16 protein-coding genes are annotated in these 18,954 nt (G+C 67.2%); 3 read left to right on the top strand and 13 right to left on the bottom strand.

Annotated features, from left to right (window positions below):
* Positions 1–28: 28 nt before the first annotated feature.
* Genes HMA55_RS02620 through HMA55_RS02600 form a run of 5 tightly spaced genes read right to left on the bottom strand, consistent with a single transcriptional unit; the run spans position 29 to position 6,339 of the window.
* A complete protein-coding gene (locus HMA55_RS02620) occupies positions 29–1,231 on the bottom strand; it encodes an alkylhydroperoxidase domain protein (RefSeq protein ID WP_181191508.1) in 1,203 nt (400 codons plus the stop codon).
* Entirely contained in the window at positions 1,224–2,828 is a 1,605-nt protein-coding gene (locus HMA55_RS02615; protein ID WP_181191507.1) for a dipeptide ABC transporter ATP-binding protein, read from the bottom strand. The genes HMA55_RS02620 and HMA55_RS02615 overlap by 8 nt, the downstream gene beginning before the upstream one ends.
* Positions 2,825–3,694 (bottom strand): ABC transporter permease, encoded by an 870-nt coding sequence (locus tag HMA55_RS02610; RefSeq protein WP_181191506.1) that lies wholly within the window; start codon positions 3,692–3,694, stop codon positions 2,825–2,827. The genes HMA55_RS02615 and HMA55_RS02610 overlap by 4 nt, the downstream gene beginning before the upstream one ends.
* Positions 3,691–4,653: an ABC transporter permease gene (locus HMA55_RS02605; protein WP_181191505.1), complete on the bottom strand. Its 963-nt coding sequence runs from the start codon at positions 4,651–4,653 to the stop codon at positions 3,691–3,693. Before HMA55_RS02605 ends, HMA55_RS02610 begins: the two co-directional genes overlap by 4 nt.
* Positions 4,654–6,339: a TIGR04028 family ABC transporter substrate-binding protein gene (locus tag HMA55_RS02600; protein WP_181191504.1), complete on the bottom strand. Its 1,686-nt coding sequence runs from the start codon at positions 6,337–6,339 to the stop codon at positions 4,654–4,656.
* 90 nt (positions 6,340–6,429) lie between these two features.
* Here HMA55_RS02600 and HMA55_RS02595 point away from each other — a divergent pair, with 90 nt between their 5' ends.
* Positions 6,430–8,304 (top strand): FAD/NAD(P)-binding protein, encoded by a 1,875-nt coding sequence (locus tag HMA55_RS02595; protein ID WP_181191503.1) that lies wholly within the window; start codon positions 6,430–6,432, stop codon positions 8,302–8,304.
* Here the strand turns inward: HMA55_RS02595 and HMA55_RS02590 are convergent.
* Positions 8,301–8,924 carry a LuxR C-terminal-related transcriptional regulator gene (locus HMA55_RS02590; protein ID WP_181191502.1) on the bottom strand — a complete coding sequence of 208 codons (624 nt, stop codon included), beginning with the start codon at positions 8,922–8,924 and terminating at the stop codon, positions 8,301–8,303. The genes HMA55_RS02595 and HMA55_RS02590 overlap by 4 nt on opposite strands.
* The gene (locus HMA55_RS02585; RefSeq protein WP_181191501.1) at positions 8,921–10,048 is read right to left on the bottom strand and encodes an ATP-binding protein; all 1,128 of its coding nucleotides are present in this window, start codon (positions 10,046–10,048) and stop codon (positions 8,921–8,923) included. The genes HMA55_RS02590 and HMA55_RS02585 overlap by 4 nt, the downstream gene beginning before the upstream one ends.
* 112 nt (positions 10,049–10,160) lie before the next feature.
* Here HMA55_RS02585 and HMA55_RS02580 point away from each other — a divergent pair, with 112 nt between their 5' ends.
* Positions 10,161–11,213, top strand: coding sequence for a PspC domain-containing protein (locus tag HMA55_RS02580; RefSeq protein ID WP_181191500.1), 1,053 nt, complete (start codon positions 10,161–10,163; stop codon positions 11,211–11,213).
* Positions 11,214–11,222: 9 nt separating this feature from the next.
* Here the strand turns inward: HMA55_RS02580 and guaA are convergent, their stop codons facing one another.
* From guaA to guaB, 4 genes are all read right to left on the bottom strand, one after another.
* A complete protein-coding gene (gene guaA, locus HMA55_RS02575; RefSeq protein ID WP_181191499.1) occupies positions 11,223–12,776 on the bottom strand; it encodes a glutamine-hydrolyzing GMP synthase in 1,554 nt (517 codons plus the stop codon).
* A gap of 148 nt (positions 12,777–12,924) precedes the next feature.
* Positions 12,925–14,217 carry a PAS domain-containing protein gene (locus HMA55_RS02570; RefSeq protein WP_181191498.1) on the bottom strand — a complete coding sequence of 431 codons (1,293 nt, stop codon included), beginning with the start codon at positions 14,215–14,217 and terminating at the stop codon, positions 12,925–12,927.
* Between the two features lie 20 nt (positions 14,218–14,237).
* The gene (locus tag HMA55_RS02565; protein ID WP_181191497.1) at positions 14,238–15,392 is read right to left on the bottom strand and encodes a GuaB3 family IMP dehydrogenase-related protein; all 1,155 of its coding nucleotides are present in this window, start codon (positions 15,390–15,392) and stop codon (positions 14,238–14,240) included.
* A 9-nt stretch (positions 15,393–15,401) separates the two neighbouring features.
* Positions 15,402–16,925 carry an IMP dehydrogenase gene (gene guaB / locus HMA55_RS02560; protein ID WP_181191496.1) on the bottom strand — a complete coding sequence of 508 codons (1,524 nt, stop codon included), beginning with the start codon at positions 16,923–16,925 and terminating at the stop codon, positions 15,402–15,404.
* Positions 16,926–17,067: 142 nt separating this feature from the next.
* Here guaB and HMA55_RS02555 point away from each other — a divergent pair, with 142 nt between their 5' ends.
* Entirely contained in the window at positions 17,068–17,424 is a 357-nt protein-coding gene (locus tag HMA55_RS02555) for a DUF5319 domain-containing protein (RefSeq protein ID WP_181191591.1), read from the top strand.
* Here HMA55_RS02555 and HMA55_RS02550 read toward each other — a convergent pair.
* Positions 17,421–18,380 carry a hypothetical protein gene (locus tag HMA55_RS02550; RefSeq protein WP_181191495.1) on the bottom strand — a complete coding sequence of 320 codons (960 nt, stop codon included), beginning with the start codon at positions 18,378–18,380 and terminating at the stop codon, positions 17,421–17,423. The genes HMA55_RS02555 and HMA55_RS02550 overlap by 4 nt on opposite strands.
* Positions 18,377–18,952, bottom strand: coding sequence for a sigma-70 family RNA polymerase sigma factor (locus tag HMA55_RS02545; RefSeq protein WP_181191494.1), 576 nt, complete (start codon positions 18,950–18,952; stop codon positions 18,377–18,379). Before HMA55_RS02545 ends, HMA55_RS02550 begins: the two co-directional genes overlap by 4 nt.
* Positions 18,953–18,954: the final 2 nt, after the last annotated feature.

The raw sequence follows: 18,954 nt of genomic DNA, 5'->3' as shown, positions 1-18,954 counted from the left end.
TGGCCAGGCCGCGCCACAAACCGCCCGCTTAGCGGTAGCGCTTCGGCACGTCCGGCTCGCCCAGGGTGAGCATAAGGCGATTCGCCCAGTTGAAAAACGCGGACGCGTTGATCACATCCAGCACCGCTAGATCGTCCAGCCCCACGGCCCGCAGCGCGTCCACGTCCGACGTACCGAACTCGAACGGGGTGCGGGTCAGGGCCACGGCGGCGTCGCGGATGGCGTTCCACGCTTCCGAGGCGAGGTCGGCGGTCACGCCTTCGTCGAGAAGCCTGTCAATGGCCTCCGCGTCGCCGCCCTCCTCCTTGGAACGGCCCTGGTGCACCGAGGCGCAGTACTCGCAGCCGTTCAGGCGCGAGGCCACGGTGGCGGCGAGTTCGCGCTCGGCGCGGCCCAGCCCGCCTTCGGTGTTGTAGAAGATGTCCAGGTCCGTCAGCGTGCGGGCCTTCAGCGCCTGCGAGTCGCGCGCGAGCAGGCGGAAGTACTCCATGTCGGCGCGCTCGGGCTTGATCAGGGCGTCGATGTGCGCGTCGGTCAGCTCGCTCTTCTCCAGCGGCGCCACCCACGGCTTCCAGCCCAGCGGGTGCGCTACAAACTTCCCGGGAGCCACCACCTCGGGCCGCAGTGTGGCAGGCGCAGGCGCCCAGCCCGGGTCCGCGGCGCCAGCTCGCCTCTCGACGCCCTCCGGCACCTCCGCGTTTCCAGCCAACACCCGCACGCCGTGCACGACGCGCAGCTGGAACGCCACAAAGGCGATGAGCTGGCCGAGGGAGACAATCGCGTTTTCGTTGTAGCCCGCCTCCTGCAGGTGCCCGATCGCCGCGGGCGAGGCGTCCTTCGGGTGGAAGGTGAGCAGGTGCGTAAAGTCGAACGCCGCGGCGAGCGGGCCGTCGCCGAAGGTGACGAAGTCCCCGCCAGCGTAGGGGCCGGCGGACACGCCTTTGCCCACCGCGTCTTCGACCACGGCAACGAGCGTGTCGTCCTCGTCGGCGAGCAGGTCGGTGTAGAACGCCGCGGCGCGCTGTGCGCCGGAAACACCTGCGATAAAGGCGGCGACGGCGTAGCGGGTGGCAACCGGCAGCGCCTCGATCAGCGTTGCGTCGGTCGGCTCGAACAGCGCCTCAAAGCTGCGCTGGGCGTTGTCCACCGCCTCCGGCCTGCGGCGGCGCAGCTCGGCGAGCTCCGCCGGAGTGTCGGCCAGGGCGTCAATAATGTCGGTGCGGTTAGACAACGAATTCTCCTAACTGTCGGGCCCGGAACACGGTGCCGGGGATGGCGTTGATGAGCTCACGGGTGACGTCGTGGCGCGGGTGAGTAAACACCTCGTCGGTCGTGCCGTATTCCACCTGCCGGCCACGGCTGAACACGCTCACCGTATCCGAAATCTGGCGCACCACCGCCAGGTCGTGGGAGATGAACACGTAGGTCAGCCCCAGCTCGCGCTGCAGGTCTTCCAAAAGCTCGAGGATCTGGGCCTGCACGGTCACATCGAGTGCGGAGACGGCCTCGTCCAGCACCACCAGCTCCGGCTCCACGATCAGGGCGCGCGCGATGGCCACGCGCTGGCGCTGCCCGCCGGACAGCTGCGCCGGGGTGCGGTTGGCAAACTGAGCTGGGTCCAGCGCCACGCGCGCCAGGAACTCGTCGGCGCGTTTGAGTGCCTCACGCTTGGAGGCGCCGGCGAGGTTGCGCAACGGCTCGGCGACGATCTCGCCGACGCGCATCTTCGGGTCCAGCGAAGAGTACGGGTTCTGGTACACCATCTGCACCCGCCCACGCATGCCCCGCTGCTGCTTCGGGGAAAGCCCAGTCAGCTCGGTGCCGTCCAGGGTGATGCGCCCGGCCGTGGGCCGGTTGAACATGACGATCGCGCGGCCGGTGGTGGTCTTGCCGGAGCCGGAGCTACCCACGAGGGCGTGCGTGGAGCCCCGGGCGACGTCGAAGGAAATGCCCTCCACGGCGGTGAAGTCGCCGTAGCGCACGGCCAACCCATCGACGGAAAGGAGGGTCTCGGGGGCAACCGGAGGGCGTCGATAAGCATCTGCGACCGCAAGCGAGGGCACGTTGGCCAGCAGTCGCCTCGAGTAGTCCTGGGTGGGGTTAGTCAGCACCTGGCTCACCGGCCCGTGCTCGACCACGCGGCCGCGCTCCATGATCACCACGTCGTCCGCGCGGTCGCCCGCCACTGCCAGGTCGTGGGTGATGAAGATGATGCCCAGGCCGAGCTCCGCGCGCATCTCATCCAGCAGATCCAGGATGGTCTTCTGCACCGTCACATCCAGCGCGGAGGTGGGCTCGTCCGCGATTAACACCTCGGGCTCAAGCGCCACCGCAGCCGCGATGAGCACGCGCTGCTTCATGCCGCCGGACAGCTCGTGCGGGTACTGGTGGTAGCGGCACTCGGGGTCGTCGATGCCCACGCGCTCCAGCAGGGCGATTGCTTGACGACGCCGCTTCGCCCCGTCCCCCACCCCGTGAATCTCCAACCCGTCTTCCACGGACGCGCCGATGGTCTTCAACGGATTGAGCGAGTTGTTCGGGTCCTGGGGCACCAGCCCGATTTTGCGCCCGCGCAGCTTCCGCCACTCGGCGTTGGCCAGGTTGGAAAGCTCCTGGCCTTTGAAGCGGATGCTGCCGTCCAGCACGTTGCCGGAGGGTCCCAGCAGGTCCAGTGCCGCCATGGCGGAGGTGGTCTTGCCGGAGCCGGACTCGCCCACGATCGCGGTCATCTTGCCCGCCTCCACGGCAAACGAGATGTCGCGCACCACCGGCTCGGCATCGCCGTACGCGACGGTGAGGCCGTCGACTTCGAGTAGGGGCGTACTCACTTCACATCACCTTCCTGCTGGATGACCTGGGACAGGTGGTTGGCGGACATTACGGTGGCCACAATGGCCAAGCCCGGCAGCAGGATCAGCCACCAGGCGGTGGCCATGAAGTCGCGGCCCTCCGCGATGAGCAGGCCCCACTCCGGGGTCGGCGGCGGTGCGCCGTATCCCAGGAAGCCCAGGATGGACAGCTGCAAGATGGCGGTGCCGAACTGCAGGGCCGCCAGCGCCAACACCGGGGTGAGCGAGTTTGGCAGCACGTGGCGCACGAGCACCTGGGTTTGGGTGGCGCCGGAGCCGTAGGCGGCCTCGACGAAGTCCGCGCCCGCGATCTGGATCACCTGCGAGCGCGCCAGGCGCGCGAACGTGGCCACGGAGGTCATGCCCACGGCAAACGCCGCCTGCAGGGAGCCGAAGCCGGTGACGATGATGATGGAGAGGGAAAGCAGGATGCCGGGGATGGCCAGAAGGACATCCACAAGCCGCATCAGCACAGTTTCCACCCAGCCGCGCTGCGTGCCGGCGATAAGCCCGATCAGCGTGCCCAGCACGAGGCCGACGGCCACCGCGATGAGCGCACCGAGCAGCGACTGCCGTGCGCCGAAGATGACGCGGGACAGCAGGTCGCGGCCCACGGCGTCGGTGCCGAAGATGTGCTCTCCGCTCGGCGCGAGCAGGGCAACGTCCACGCCCTTGTACGGGTCTTCTGGTGCGAAAATCCCGGGGGCGAGTGCCCACAGCGCGGCGACGGCCAGCACGATGAGCGAGAGGATCGTCGCCGGCGAGGTCCACCGGCGGTGCTTGCGCGGCTTCTTCTCGCTCTGGGCGGCGGTGTTGGGGGCCGCCGCAAGGTTCGTCGTTGTCATCGGGCGTTCTCCTTTACGGCAGTCTTGGCGGGCGCTTCGCGCAGCCGCACGTCCAGCACCGGGTACAGCAGGTCCACGATGAGGTTGATCATCACGTACGCGGTGGCGGCGATGAGCACCACGCCGAGCAGCACCGGCATATCGCGGCTGGACACCGCGTTGACGGTCAGCGACCCCAGCCCGGCGCGGCCGAAGACGGTCTCGGTGACCACGGCGCCGCCGACCAGCTCGCCGAACAGCAGCCCGGCCATAGTGATCGTCGGCAGCAGGGAGTTGCGCAGCACGTCGCGCCAGAAGATGCGGGCCTCGCTGGCGCCGCGGGCGCGAACGACCTGCACGAACGGCTGGTCGCGCACCTCGTCGATGGAGCGGATAAGCACCTGCATCAGCGGCGCCGCCATCGGCACGGCCAGCGTCAGCGTAGGCAGGATGAGCCCCTCCAGCGGGGACGGGTCCACCACGTTGACCCAGCCCAGGCGGAAAGAGAAGAACTGCAACAGCAAGATGGCGATCCAGAACCCCGGCAGCGAGACCATGAACGACGGCAAGGAGCGCACCGCCCGGCGTAGCGGGCCGCTCCCGGGCAAGGTGGCCACGTACGCCGTGGCGAGTGCCACCACGATGGCCAGGCCAATGGATGTCGCGGCCAGCGCGAACGTGTGCGGCGCGGCGTCGGTGATCAGGTCGGCCACCGGTGTGCCGGAGGCCACCGAGTAGCCCAGATCGCCGGTGAACAGTCCCGTGAGGGTGGAAAAGTACTGCTCCAGCAGGGGTTTGTCCACACCCATCTGCTCGCGGATCTGGTCGATCTCCGCCTGGGACAGGCCGAGCGCTGGGTCCGCGTAGCGGGCGGCCACGCCGTCGGAAGGCAGCGCGGACAGCAGGAAGAACGCCAGGGTGTAGGCCAAAAGCAGCACGATGAGCGCCTGGCCGATGCGCTTTAACACGTATCTACCCATTTAGTTGTCCTCCTCGCGGTCGAAGTACACCGAGTAGAAGCTCGGGCGCGCCACCGCCTCGGTGGCAAACCCCTTCACGTGCGGCGCTAAGGCGTAGACCTGGGGCTCTTCAAACAACGGCAGCGTGTAGGCGTTTTCCGTCAGGTGGTCCTGCACCGCCCTTGAGGCGGCGGCGCGTCCGGCGTCGTCCGGGGTGGAGACCACTTTGTCCAGCAGGGCTTCCAGCTCGGCGTCGATCGGCTCGCCGTCGCCGGCGTTGTTTAGCAGCGTGTCGCGGCGGTTTACGGAAAGGAAGGACTCGATCACGTCGTAGTCCGCGCGCCCCACCATGGTGTGCATGAGCTGGACGCGGTTGATGTCTTTTTGCGCCGCGTTTTGGGTCGCGCGGTCGCCGGCGACCATGTTCAGCTCGATGCCCAGCTCGCGCAGGTCGGACTGGATCATGGTGACGATCTCCTTGGAGCGCGGCTGCGGCAGGGCGTGGTTGACCCACAGGCTCAGGCGCTGGCCGTCCTTGACGCGGATGCCGTCCGGGCCGGGGGTCCAGCCGGCGTCGTTGAGAAGCTCGCGCGAGAGATCCGGGTCGAAGGTGTACGCGCCCGGCTGCTCCGCGTAGCCCAAGGCCTGCGACGTCATGGACGAGGTGGCCAGCGGGTAGGAATCCGACAGCAGGATGCGGATGATCTCCTCGCGGTTCACCCCGTGGATGATTGCCTGACGCACCCGGATGTCTTGCAACAGTGGGTGGTCAAAGCGCAGCGCTAGCTGGTTGTTCATGCCGTTGGCGGTGGCGGCGACCACCTGCACGCCCTGGTCTTTGAGGTGGCGCTCCACCGGCGGGGAGATGCTGCGCGCAGCGTCCGCCTGGCCGGACAGCAAAGCGCCGGAGCGCACCGCTTCCTCGGCCGCGAGCGTGTAGTGGATGCCATCGAGTTGCGCACGCCCCTGGTGCTCGAGCGACGGCGGCGCCCAGTCGTAGTCCTCGCGGGCTTTCAGCACCAGGTCGGTGCCGAGCGTCTCGCTGTCCACCACGAACGGGCCGGAGCCGATCACGTTCGTCGCACCGCCCGGGCCGAAATCCTCATTGCACAGCTTCAACGACGAATCCGCCAACAGGCCCGCGTTGTAGGTCGACGTCGCCTGCGCAAAGCCTGGCGAGGGCGCGGAGAAGTGGAAGCGCACCGTGTCCTCGTCCACCACCTCGCCGCGCTCGTAGTTGGAGATCTGCTCGGAGACGTTGAGCAGGCGGTCCTTGTCACCCAAGCCGTACAGGTCGAAGTTGTCCACGATGTTCTGCGCAGTCATGGGCGTGCCGTCGGAGTACGTCACGTCTGTGCGGATGTCGAAGGTGAACACCGTGGCGTCCTCGTTGATCTCCGGCAGGTCCGTAGCGATCCAGGGCTCAAGCTCAAGCGTCTCCGGGTCCTGGTACAGCAGCCGGTCCGTGATCTGGTTGACCACTCCGCCGTTGGGGTAGAACCCGGCGGCCGGCGGGTAGAGGCTGTTGAACCAGTTGGATTCCAGGTACGTCAGCACGTCCCCGTCTGCGCCGTCTGCGCCGTCTGCCCCGTCTGCGCCGGCTGCGCACCCGGCGAGCAGCCCGGCTACCGCGCCGAGCGCCAGCGTCGCGGCTACCTTTGTTTTAGGCACGTTATCGTCCTCTTTCTTCGGTTGCGCAGTGGACATTACCACTGTTAGACAATCCGGTTCTTTAGCAATAGACTAGGCAGTCTACATACGACCTTTATTTCACAGAAATCGTGGAGGTATTTCACCGTGGCAGCATCGATCGCCATCGTCGGAGCAGGACCGCGCGGCATCTCAATCACCGAGCGCATCGCGGCATACCTGGGCGCCAGCGGCGGTGGTGAGCTCACTGTCCACATCATCGACGACGCCCAGCTCGGCGCCGGCCGCATCTGGGAGACGGATCAAACCCGCACCCTGTGCATGAACACCCTCGCCGGCGCCGTCACCCTTTTCACCGAGCCCGGCGCGACCGTCGGCGCCCCAGTTGTCGAGGGCCCCACCATGTACGAGTGGATCCAGGCGCTGCGCGGCGAGGCGAGCCATCCGCTTATCGACGCCTTCGGCGCCACCCTCCCCGAGCACTACAACGAGGAGCTGCGCGCCACCCGCCCCGAGTCCAACCCCTCGCGCGCGCTCTACGGCGAGTACCTGCGCTGGGCATGGAAGGTCGCGCTCGCGCAGCTTCCGGACACGGTCGAGGTGGTCGAGCACCACTCCCGCGCCGTGTCCTTGGCGGCCGAGGGCGCCCAGGACGCCATCACGCTTGCCGACGGCTCCGTGGTCCACGCCGACGCCACCGTCATCGCCTCCGGCTGGGTACTGCCCGCCCCCACGCCGGCGCAGCAGGCGTTCGCCGACTCGGGCCTGACCTACATCCCGCCGGGCAACCCCGTGGAGCAAGACGTCTCACTGCTGCCGGCCGGAGAGCGCGTGCTCGTGCGCGGCATGGGCATGGGCTTTTTCGACCTCATGGCGCTGACCACCATAAACCGCGGCGGCCGCTTCGTCGAGGACGCCTCCGCCCGCTCCGGCCTGCGCTACGAGGCCACCGGCAAGGAGCCGCACTTCGTGGTCACCTCCGGCCGCGGCTACCCCTACCTGCCCAAATCCGAGTACCACTCCCTGCCGCCGAAGGCCGACCTTTCGCGCCTGCGCACCGCCATCGACGCGTCCGAGGCGCCGGTGTCCTTCGGCCGCGACCTGTGGCCGGCGCTGGCTCGCGACGCGTACTCGGAGTACTACCGCGTGCTTTCCCGGGTGCGTCCGGAAGCGCTCAGCGTGCCTCTCGACGAGATCCTGACGGCCATCGACGCTGCCGACCTCGACGCTGCCGCCTCCCCCGACGACATCCTGCCTGTGGCGAACGCGCTGACCGAAGCGCTCGACGGGATGAGCACCGAGCCGTTCGACATGGCCTACTGGGTGGACCCGCTCGCCGGGACCGAGTCGCTGGACCTGGACGAGCTGAACCGCCGCGTCGCCGAGGGCATGGCAGCCGACATCACTGAGGCCGTGTCCGCCTGGGACTCCCCGCTCAAGGCCGGCCTGTGGGCCATCTCCGCGGGCCGCAAACCCAGTGCGATCGCCACACAAAACGGCCGCGGCCCCCGCGAGGCGGCGCTTGCGCAGTACATGGCGTTCGGCCAGATGGTCGGCTCCGGCCCGCCGCTGTTCCGCACCCGCGAGCTGCTCGCGCTTTTCGACGCCGGCCTGGTCACCTTCTTAGGCCCGGGCCCCGTGGTGGAGGCCACCGACAGCGGGTACACAGCGGTCAGCCACGCCCGCTCGGTTCACGCCACCGAACTTGCCGACGCCTTCCTGCCCGGCCCCGACATCCGCACCTCCCCCGACGCCCTGACCGCATCGCTGCGCGGGGCCCGCCGCGTGCGCCCGTTCGCGCCGGGTGGCGTGGAAACCGCCTCCCCGGAAACCGACGATGACACCCGCCGCACCGTCCACCCCGACGGCGAGCTGGATCCGCGCTTGCACATCGTGGGCATCCCCACCGGCAAGCAGTGGGCGGACACCACCATCTCCCCCATGCCCGGCACCGACCCGCTGATGCTGCAAGAGACGGACAAGACGGCACGTTCGCTGCTCACCCAGGCAGGCGTGCTCTAGCCCAGATCCCGCGCCACCGCCCACCTGGTGAGCTGGTGGCGGTTGGAGGTCTGCGTCTTGCGCAAAATGTTCGACGCGTGCGTTTCCACCGTCTTGACCGAGATGAACAGACGCTCGGCGATCTCCTTGTACGTGTAGCCGCGCGCGAGCAGCCGCAGCACCTCGAGCTCGCGGCGGGTCAACGAATCCACCGCCGGGTCGTCCTCCTCCACCACCGGCCCGGAGGCGAAGGCGTCGAGAACGAACCCGGCCAGCCGCGGCGAGAAGTACGCGTCCCCGCCGCGCACCCGCTCAATCGCCTCAGCGAGCTCGGCACCTGCGATGTTCTTGGTCACGTACCCACGCGCGCCGGCACGGATCAGGGCGATGACGTCCTCGGCGGCATCGGAGACACTCAGCGCCAGATACGCCGGGCCCGGCGCCCGCTTGAGCACGGCCAATCCGCCGCCGTCGGGCATGTGCACGTCTAAAAGCACCACGTCCGGGCGCGTGCGTTCGATCCCACGCACCGCCTCAGCGACCGTGCCGGCCTCACCCACGATGTCCACCGCGTCCGCCAGCTCAGCTTTCACCCCGGCGCGGAACACGGAGTGATCGTCCACCAAGAACACGCTCGTCATAGCTCTAACGCTATCTCCACCTCTGAGCCATTGCCTATTGACGACACCACATGCACCTCTCCCCCAACCCGCTGAACGCGGCCCACGATGGAGTCGCGCAAACCGTGCCGATCGGCCGGAATGGCGTCCGGGTCGAAACCGGCACCGCGGTCACGCACAAACACCTCGAGCTTGCCCGCGAGATGCTCCGCGTAAACGTCGACCGTGTCCACGCCCGCGTGCTTGGCGGCGTTGACCATCGCCTCGCGCGCGGCGAGCACGACCGCCTCGGTGCGCTCGTCGAAGGCGACATCCTCGCCCACCGTCACCGGTTGGATGACCACGCGGAAGGCGTCCTCCACCTCGCCAGCGGCTTTCTGCAGGGCGGCGAAGGTGGTGGTGTGGTTGGGCACGGAGTCGTCGAAAAGCCACGCCCGCAGCTCGCGCTCCTGGGCGCGCGCGAGTCGGGCAACCTCATCCGCATCGCCCGCCTGCTTCTGTATCAGCGCAAGCGTCTGCAGCACCGAATCGTGCAAGCGCGAGGCGATTTCCGCGCGCTGGTCCGCCACCGCCTTGGCCTCACGCTCCGCGACCAACGAATTGGCCAGCTTGGCTATCAGTGGCACAACCAGCACCGCCACGCCCACGACCGTGACCAGCACGGAGACCACCACGCCGCCAACCCCGGCGCTTTCGCCCACAAACGCCACTGCCAGCACCCCGGCCATCACCAGCAGCGCACCCAAGGTCAACGCGGCGATGTTGCCCCACGACCCCGTGCCGCGGTCGTAGGCCTGCAGCGCAATCACCGCGCCGACGATGAGCACTCCGAGCACAAACACCACCGTGGAACCCGCGCCCGAAGACAGCTGCAGCGCAACAAGCGCCCCTGCGAACCCGAGCACCACAAGCGCGAGATCCATCGTCCCCGGGCGCTGGCGCTGCGCCCCGCTGTCGTCCAGGGGCGTAAACATCCATAAACCGGCGTAGAGCAGCGCGCCGAACCCGCCCGCGAAGCTGGCCGCGACGAAGAACAGGCGCACCCATTTGTCCTCCACCCCCAGGTGGTCGGCCACACCGGAGGCCACGCCGGCCACAACGCGGCGGGCGCGGTTCCGGGTCAGCCGGGGATACAACGCAGACATAGCCCCCATCGTTGCATGGGCACGCCTTAGGGCACATCGGGCGAAACCCTGAAACGAAAAATCAGGGTCGTTCCCGATACCGCTGCCCGCACTCCCGCGGGAGGATTGAGCCATGGAAAACAACACACTCACGCAGATGTGGGAGACCCGCCCGCCCCGCATCCCGAAGAACCAGGGCGGCAAGGCCGTCATCGGCGGCGTCTGCGAAGGCATTGGCGCCCGCTTCCACATCGACCCCACGTTTATCCGCGTAGTTTTCGTCGCGCTCTCGCTCGCGTTCGGCGGCGGCATCTTCCTCTACCTGCTGTGCTGGATCAACATGCCCCGCTTCGGGCTGACCCGCAGCCCGTGGGCCGCGATCATCACTCCGAAAGAGCAGCTGACCGCAGCGGAGATAGATGACCGTGACACCGGCTGGTGGCTGCTGCTCGGGCTGTTCCTGTTTTTACCGTCCGCTTCCGTCGCAGGCGATCTGCGGGCAGTGCTGGTCACGTTCATCCTCTTCGCCACCGGTTGGTTCTTCCTGCACCAGCGCCAGCCCGAGCCGCCGGCTGGGTTGCTGGTGGGCGAGCCGGAGGGGGCACGTACAAGCAACCGCCCCGCTGTGGACACCTCTCACCTGACGGTGCCCGAAGGTCACGAACACCCCGGCCAGCGCCCGCCCGCCTGGGACCCGCTCGGCGCGGTGCCGGAGCTGTGGCATCTGCCGGAGCCGAGCGAACCGGCGCCGCAGCAGACGAAGAAACGCAACTGGTTCTGGATCCCGGTCGCCTTTGCTCTCTCAGCGGTCTCGCTCATGGCGCTCGCGTTTTACAGCGATGTGCGCGACGGCGACTACGGGCGCTTCGGTAGCGCGCACATCACCGTGTACGACATCGACACCCTGCCAGACCAACCGGGCGTCAACGGCTTCGTCGGCGAGACCTACCTTGACCTCTCCGAGCTCGAGCCGCTGCGCGAGCCGCAAACCGTCGAAGTCAGCAACGCCATCGGCAAGGTGGATGTGATCCTGCCCAACAACGTCCCCGTCAATGTGAACTGCCAAGTCACCATCGGCGAGACCGCCTGCCCCGAAGAAACGCAAAACGCGGACAAGGACAGCGCGCTGCTCACGATCAACGTGACAGAGCGAATCGGGTCCGTGTCCGCGTACTACGGGGAGTGAGTCCGGGGCTTACTCCCACTCGATGGTGGCCGGCGGCTTGGAAGTGACGTCCAACACCACACGGTTGATGTCGGCCACCTCGTTGGTGATGCGGGTGGAGATGACCTCGAGGGTCTCGTACGGAATGCGCACCCAGTCCGCGGTCATGGCGTCCTCGGAGGCCACCGGGCGCAGCACGATCGGGTGGCCGTAGGTGCGGCCGTCGCCCTGCACACCCACGGAACGCACGTCCGCGAGCAGCACGACCGGGCACTGCCAGATCTGCTCGTCCATGCCGGCCTTGGTCAGCTCCTCACGGGCGATGGCGTCGGCGGCGCGCAGCGTCTCCAGGCGTTCCTCGGTGACCTCGCCGATGATGCGGATGCCCAGGCCCGGGCCCGGGAACGGCTGACGGTTGACAATCACCTCGGGCAAGCCCAGCTCGCGGCCGACGGCGCGGACCTCGTCCTTGAATAGCAGGCGCAGCGGCTCGACCAGCTCGAACTCCACGTCGTCCGGCAGCCCGCCGACGTTGTGGTGGCTCTTGATGTTGGCGGTGCCGGTGCCGCCGCCGGACTCCACCACGTCCGGGTACAGGGTGCCCTGGACCAGGTAGTCCACCTGCTGTCCCTCCAGCACGCCGGCGACCGCACGCTCGAAGGAACGGATGAACTCCGCGCCGATCGCCTTGCGCTTCGCCTCCGGCTCGGTCACGCCGGCCAGCTTGTCCAAAAACGCCTTGCGCTCGTCCACGGTGACCAGCTTCGCGCCGGTGGCGGCCACGAAGTCCTGCTCCACCTGCTCGCGCTCGCCCTGGCGCAGCAGACCGTGATCCACGAACACGCAGGTCAGACGGTCGCCGATGGCGCGCTGCACCAGCGCCGCCGCCACGGCGGAATCCACGCCGCCGGACAGGCCACAAATGGCGCGGCCCTCGCCCACCTGCTCGCGTACACCCGCGATGAGCTGTTCAGCGATGTTGGAGGCGGTCCAGTTCTGCTCCAGCCCGGCGATCTCGGTGAGGAAGCGGGTGAGCACTTCCTGGCCGTGCGGGGAGTGCATGACCTCCGGGTGGTACTGCACGCCGGCGAGTTTGCGCTCGACGTTCTCAAACGCCGCAACCGGCGCCCCCGGGGTGGATGCGGTGACGGTGAAGCCCTCCGGCGCGCGGGTGACCGAGTCGCCGTGGGACATCCACACCGGGTGCTCCTCAGCGAGGCCGGCGTGCAGAATGCCGCCGTCGATACGCATCTGCGTACGGCCGTACTCGCGCGCACCGGTCTTGGCCACCTCGCCGCCGAGCGCACGGGTCATGATCTGGAAGCCGTAGCAGATGCCGAAGATGGGCAGCCCCAGCTCGAAAATCTCCGGGTCCAACTGGGGTGCCCCCTCCTCGTACACCGACGACGGGCCGCCGGAGAGGATGAGCGCCTGCGGGTCTTTCTCACGGACCTCAGCAGCGGTGATCGTGGAGGGCACCACCTCAGAAAACACGTTCGCTTCGCGCACACGGCGGGCGATCAGCTGCGCGTACTGCGCACCAAAATCAAGGACAAGGACAGGGCGAGCTTGCGGAGTATTCACAGGCCTTGATCGTAGTCGATCACCCCGCAGACCCAACTGCCTGTGCAGTGCTGCGGGAAATCGCGGAACGCTATCGCGCCCCAAAAGGCAACAGTGCCGCGCAGGCGGGCCGAAAAAGTGACCCACCGCGCGGCAAACGCTGAGGTGGCTACCGCACAGCTTCGCTCAGGCGGTCCAGCGCTGCGCGCACCTCGTCAGTCGATGGTGCCTGGGCCAGCTTCTCGGCAGAACGCTGCAGCTGGGCAATCGAGGCGTCTGCGGCTTCCATGGCGTGGTTGACCTGCGCAACCAGCGGCGCAACCTCTTCACCCATGCTCGAATCGTTAGTGTTCTGCGACCACCGCCGGATCATCTCGAGCGGGATCTTGGTCAGCTCAGAGATGGACTTGACCTTCAGCTCCACGCGGCGGCGGAACGACGAGTGCAGGAACACCGCGTCATCCATCTCGCGGACGTCCACCTCAAGCCCGTCCACCAGCAAGTGCATGGAATCCTGGGCGCCCTGTTCCGTGGAAAACTGGGCGGTCTGGGCGGTGTGGAGGCGCGCAAGCGCAATCGCCATACGCGCGTTGGCGGTCTTGGCGTAAAGATCCTCCGCGACCTCAGCTAGAGAAGCTGCATTCTCGTCGATAATGCCACGCATCGTTGCCCACACCTGCAGTGGAGCAAGAAGCAGTGTGCGGGAAGCGCCCTCGGTGACGACGTTTTCCATCTCTGCCTTCACGTTGTTGGTGACGGCGTTCTCCTCCACTAGGGTGGCACTGGCTTTGCGCAGCTCCTCAGCGGCATTTTTGATCGCGGTTTGCGTCACCATGAACTGATCGAGCTGGCTGTACAGCTCCCGCGCTGCCTCGTAGATGGGACCCGTACCTTCCGGAAGGGTGAAGCCGGCGTCCTCGAGTGCCTGCACTTCCGCAGGCAACGCGTCGCGAATAAACGCGTCGTAGTCCGGCAGCAGCTCGCCCATCTTCTCCGCACCGATGACGGCACGCTCACGACGGCCGACACCGTTGGCCTTGGCTTCGTGCTCCACCAGGTTGGCTTCCTGGTACAGCTGGCCCGCGGCCTCGAAGCGGTCCGTCATCGGGCGGGTGCGCACGGAGAGGTAACCGCCGTTTGGCAGCGGGGTGACTGTGGCGAGCACATCATACGCGGAGCCGCTCTTCGCCCGGTTGCGCACGTAGGCCGCGAAAGGGCGTCCGTCCTCAATGGTGTCCCACATCAGTTTGAAGGCGCCGCCCGGCATCTCATCGTGGCGGATGAGGTTGTGCGGCTTGCCGATCATTTCATCGGCGTTGTACTGGGCATAACGGATGAAGACGTCGTTGACATGCGTCATGACACCCTTCGCGTCTGTGACCGAGAAGAAGATGTCGTTGACATCGACTTCGTGGGAGGCACCCTCGGGTGCATCGCGAAGAATGGTTACACGGCTCGACATAGGCGCACTCATCCAATTTCTTAACTGCGGATAGCCAAATCTGCTTTCTGAAAAGCTTTCACATCAGTATAACCACACTTCGCCATGATCCTCCGCAGACCTCCGACAACGTTGAGGCCGCCCCACGGATCGCTGGACGGGCCGAAGAGCACCGTCTCCAATGGCACAGCCCTGCGCGTCGTGGCGTCCTTACTCACGTCGCCGCGCGGAAAGCGCGGGTGGGCGGTCTGCGCCTCCCAATACACACCGTTCGCCGCAGCCTCGGATGCCTGCGCCAGGTTGCGGCCGAGCATGACCGCATCCGCGCCGCTAGCGATAGCCGCGGCGATCTCGCCGGATTCGTAGATGGCCGTATCGGCGAGCACGTGGACGTAGCGCCCGCCGGTTTCATCCAGGTAGTCGCGGCGCGCGGCAGCCACGTCCGCGATCGCGGTGGCGGTGGGCACCCGCACCACAGTGCTGATGTGACCGGAGCCGACGATCACGCCGGCGACGCCGGAGCGCATCAGGTGCGTCGCCGTGGAGTAGTCGAACACGCCGCCGGCGATCACCGGGACGTCCAGTGAGCCGACAAACTCCTTGAGGTTGAGCGGCTCGCCTCCCTGCTGAACGTGCTCGGCTGAGATGATGGAGCCCTGGATGAACAGGATCTCGGCGCCGGCGGCGATGACCACCGGCGCGAGTTCGCGTGCGTTCTGCGGGCTCACCCGCACAGCCACGGTCACGCCAGAGTCACGCACTTGGGCGATGCGCTCGGAGAGCAGGTCGCGGTCGAGCTCGGCGGTGTGCAGTTCCTGCAGCGTGCGCACGGAGCGCTCGCCGGAATCGACGAAATCCTGGTACTTCTCCTGCGAATCGATGCCCCAGGCATCCTCGCAGGAATCCACGACCTTCTTCACCGCACCCTCGAGGTCCGCATGGCGGCCCCAAAGCCCCTCGGCGTCGATCACGCCGAGGCCGCCCTGCTTGCCCATTTCGATGATGAACTCAGGGCTGGCCAGCGCGTCAGTCGGGTGAGAAGCCAGCGGAATGTCGAAGGTGTAGGCGTCGATGTTCCAGCTCGTGTCCACGTCCTTCGAAGAACGGGTGCGGCGCTTCGGCACGATCGAAAGATCACCCAAGTCGTACGCCCTGCGGGCCTCGCGGCCGAGACCGATTTCCACGTAGTCGCGCATGAGTATCCCTTACTGGCGGTAGTTTGGCGCCTCGACGGTCTGCGTGATGTCGTGCGGGTGGGACTCGCGCAGGCCGGCGGTGGTGATCTGGACGAACTGCTTCGTCTGCAGCTCCTCGATGGAGGCCGCGCCGGTGTAGCCCATTGCAGCGCGCAGGCCGCCGACGATCTGGTGGGTGATGGAGTCCAGCTCGCCACGGAACGGCACGCGACCCTCGATGCCCTCCGGCACCAGCTTGTCCTCGCTGGTCACGTCAGCCTGGAAGTAGCGGTCCTTGGAGAAGGAGCGCTTCTCACCCGTCAAGCCGCGTCCCTGCATTGCGCCCATGGAACCCATGCCGCGGTAGCGCTTGTACTGCTTGCCGCCCACGACAACAATCTCACCGGGTGCCTCAGCGGTTCCGGCGAGCATGGAGCCGAGCATGACGGTGGACGCGCCGGCGGCTAGCGCCTTGGCCACGTCGCCGGAGAACTGCATGCCGCCGTCCGCAATGATCGGCACTCCAGCTGCCTTCGCCGGCACGGACGCTTCGAGGATCGCGGTAATCTGCGGCGCGCCCACACCAGCGACAACGCGGGTGGTGCAAATGGAGCCCGGGCCGATGCCGACCTTGATGGCGTCCGCGCCCGCATCGATCATCGCCTTCGCCGCGGTGCGGGTGGCCAGGTTGCCGCCGATGACGTCGACGCGGTCGCCGAACTCCTTCTTCACGCGCGCAACCATCTCCAGCACGCGGTTGTTGTGGGCGTGCGCGGAATCGACCACGAGCGCGTCCACGCCGGCTTCAACCAGCAAGCCCGCACGGTCGAAGGAATCCTCGCCCGTGCCCACGCCCGCGGCGACAAGCAAGCGGCCGTCCGCATCTTTGGACGCGTTGGGGTACTGCTCACTTTTCACAAAGTCTTTCACCGTGATCAGGCCGGCCAGGGTGCCGTCCTTGGCCACGATCGGCAGTTTTTCCACCTTGTTGGAGGACAGCAGCGCCAGGGCTTCGTGCTTATCGACGCCCTCCGGTGCCACCACGAGCGGCATCGGGGTCATCACTTCCGCCACCTTGCGCTGGAAATCCGCCTCGAAGCGCATGTCGCGGTTGGTGATGATGCCCACGAGGCGACCATCCTCGTCCACCACCGGCAGGCCCGAAATACGGAAACGGGCGCACAGCGCGTCCACTTCCTCCAGCGTCATGTCCGGGGTTGCGGTGACGGGATTCGACACCATGCCGGATTCAGAACGCTTCACAATGTCCACGTGCTCCGCCTGATCCTGGGCACTCAGGTTGCGGTGAACCACGCCGATGCCGCCCTGGCGGGCCATGGCAATCGCCATGCGGGACTCCGTCACCGTGTCCATCGCGGCGGACGCGATCGGCATGCCCAGACGGATGTTCCTAGTGAACTGCGAGGCCGTGCTGACCTCCGACGGCACGATGTGGGATTCCGCCGGCAGCAGCAATACGTCGTCGAAGGTCAGGCCACGCAGCGCCACCTTGTCCGGATCGTCCCCACCAGTCCACACACGCTCATTAGCCATCGCCTTTACGTCTCCTCTCCCGCGCGGATGTTTTCCGCCATGATATAACGCACCGCAAGTGCCACCCTTGCCGCCCAGTTCAGCGCCCCGGTTCAGCCGGTTTGCGCAACCGTATAGGCTTACACGGGTGAACTACGACGACATGATGCCACTGGATCCGTTCGCGGACGACCCCAACGACCCGGCATCCTTCATCGAGGACGAGGAGCACGCCGAGCCGCTGTCGCCCGAGGAGCGAGTCGCGGTGATCCAGGATCTCTCCCACGTCCGGGATGCGCAGCGCATGCTGAAGCCCCGCGGCATCCTCGGCGTTTCTTTCCTGTGCGAAGACTGCGACCAGGTGCACTACTACGACTGGGAGATCATGGAGCAAAACATGATCGCCTCGTTGAACAACGAGCTGCCCCCGGTCCACGAGCCCAGCGCCAACCCGAATATCGAGGCGTACGTGCCCTGGGACTATGCCATGGGCTACCTGGACGGCCTCGAGGGGCGCTAGGAGCTCCCTGCGCCCTGAGCAGGAGCAGGCACTGTGACGCCACCCACGACCGCCTGCTGGCGCTCCATCCCTTGTTGGGCGGGTGGCTGCACCATCGTCGCCGGGTCATTGACCCGCACAGAAGGGTTCTGCCGCTCGGCCCCGGTCGCCACCGTCGGCTCCGTGGCTGCGGCTGTGCCTTGCGACGGAGCACCCGTTGCCGAGTCCTGCCCCGACTGGTTCGCCGCAGACTGCGCCCCCTGGTTGGGTTGCCCCGTGGCCTGACCGGCCTGACCGGGCTGCGACGCACCCGCGCCCCGCTGCTGCGCCGGGTCCTGCGGCACCTGGGTCTGCTGTTGCGCCGGCGCTGCAGGGGCAGCGGGCGCCTGTTCAGCGGTTGCCTTATCCCCGGCAACACCAGGGTGAGCGGCGGTGGTGGTATCCGTCACCGTCTTGGTCACAGTCGCGGCCTGGCCGCCCTTGCCCGGGCGCTGCTCGCGCTCTTTCATTGTGGCCACCAGCCCGCGAGCCTGCTCCAGCAGCTGGCGGGTGGCTTCCTCATCGCCGCTCTTGCTGGCCACCTCGAGCTCGTCGAGCGTGGTCGCGAGCTCGACCATCGTGGTGTCTTCCTGCGCGCCACGGTCGAACAGCACCGAACCGGTGCCGACGCAGACCACAGTGGCGGCAGCGGCGCCAATCAGGCCCGCCAGCCACGGGCTGACTTGCCGCTTCCGGCGAGCGCGGGCACTGTCGAGGGAGGTGACGCTCCGGCCCGCCTCCGGAGCCGGATCGAGTGCGTCGAGTTGCGGTGCCTCCGGCATCGGACGGTCGATATCGGCTTTCAGCTCCAGAAGGGCTGCGGCGAGGGGGTCGGTGCCGCCCGAAGGATCGTCGCCAAGCGAAAGCGCGTCGATGAACGCGTCGCTCTCGGCGAACTCCTCCATGCCAGGTTCGTAAGACCCGTTGCGCGATGTCATAGCTCCGCCTGCCCTCCTTCCAGTTGCCCCCGCAGTTTCGCCAGCGCCCGGTGCTGGGCAACGCGCACGGCACCCGGGGTGCTGCCCATGACCTGCGCGGTCTCTTCTGCGGATAAGCCCACAAACACGCGCAGAATCACGATATCGCGGGCCTTTTCATTGAGTGAATCGAGTAACGCCCGCACAGTGTTACTGCCTGCAGACACCATCGCGGCGTCCTCGGGCGTGATTGTCGCCACTTCGGTGTCCGGCACGTCTTCGACCGGGCTGAGCTTGTCGCGCGCCATGGAGCGGTGCGCGTCCGCCACTTTGTTAAACGCGATGCCGTACACGAATGCCATGAATGGACGGCCAGTGTCGCTGTAGCGGTCGATGGACGTCGCCACCGCAAGACAGATCTCCTGCGCCACGTCTTCGGGGGTGGGCATCCGCCCGCCGCCGATGCGCGCCCTGGCGTAGCGCAACACGCGCGGGTGAATGATGGCGATGATGCGCTGCAGCGCGCGCCTGTCACCCTGGACAGCAGCTGGCACAAGGTCAGCGAGCTCGGCATCCTCGTCGCTTGCGGCCACGC

Origin of the sequence: Corynebacterium wankanglinii (assembly GCF_013601005.1) — a bacterium.
Lineage (GTDB): Bacteria > Actinomycetota > Actinomycetes > Mycobacteriales > Mycobacteriaceae > Corynebacterium > Corynebacterium wankanglinii.
The sequence above is the reverse complement of the archived record's forward strand: the minus strand, read 5'-3'. Positions and strand labels throughout refer to the sequence as shown.

What these genes read in the sequence shown, in the direction of transcription:
- HMA55_RS02550 (WP_181191495.1), bottom strand. Translation starts at nt 18,380, where the DNA reads ATGACATCGCGCAACGGGTCTTACGAACCTGGCATGGAGGAGTTCGCC.
- HMA55_RS02555 (WP_181191591.1), top strand. Translation starts at nt 17,068, where the DNA reads ATGATGCCACTGGATCCGTTCGCGGACGACCCCAACGACCCGGCATCC.
- HMA55_RS02580 (WP_181191500.1), top strand. Translation starts at nt 10,161, where the DNA reads ATGGAAAACAACACACTCACGCAGATGTGGGAGACCCGCCCGCCCCGC.
- HMA55_RS02590 (WP_181191502.1), bottom strand. Translation starts at nt 8,924, where the DNA reads ATGACGAGCGTGTTCTTGGTGGACGATCACTCCGTGTTCCGCGCCGGG.
- HMA55_RS02600 (WP_181191504.1), bottom strand. Translation starts at nt 6,339, where the DNA reads ATGTCCACTGCGCAACCGAAGAAAGAGGACGATAACGTGCCTAAAACA.
- HMA55_RS02565 (WP_181191497.1), bottom strand. Translation starts at nt 15,392, where the DNA reads ATGCGCGACTACGTGGAAATCGGTCTCGGCCGCGAGGCCCGCAGGGCG.
- HMA55_RS02585 (WP_181191501.1), bottom strand. Translation starts at nt 10,048, where the DNA reads ATGTCTGCGTTGTATCCCCGGCTGACCCGGAACCGCGCCCGCCGCGTT.
- guaB (WP_181191496.1), bottom strand. Translation starts at nt 16,925, where the DNA reads ATGGCTAATGAGCGTGTGTGGACTGGTGGGGACGATCCGGACAAGGTG.
- HMA55_RS02610 (WP_181191506.1), bottom strand. Translation starts at nt 3,694, where the DNA reads ATGACAACGACGAACCTTGCGGCGGCCCCCAACACCGCCGCCCAGAGC.
- HMA55_RS02605 (WP_181191505.1), bottom strand. Translation starts at nt 4,653, where the DNA reads ATGGGTAGATACGTGTTAAAGCGCATCGGCCAGGCGCTCATCGTGCTG.
- HMA55_RS02570 (WP_181191498.1), bottom strand. Translation starts at nt 14,217, where the DNA reads ATGTCGAGCCGTGTAACCATTCTTCGCGATGCACCCGAGGGTGCCTCC.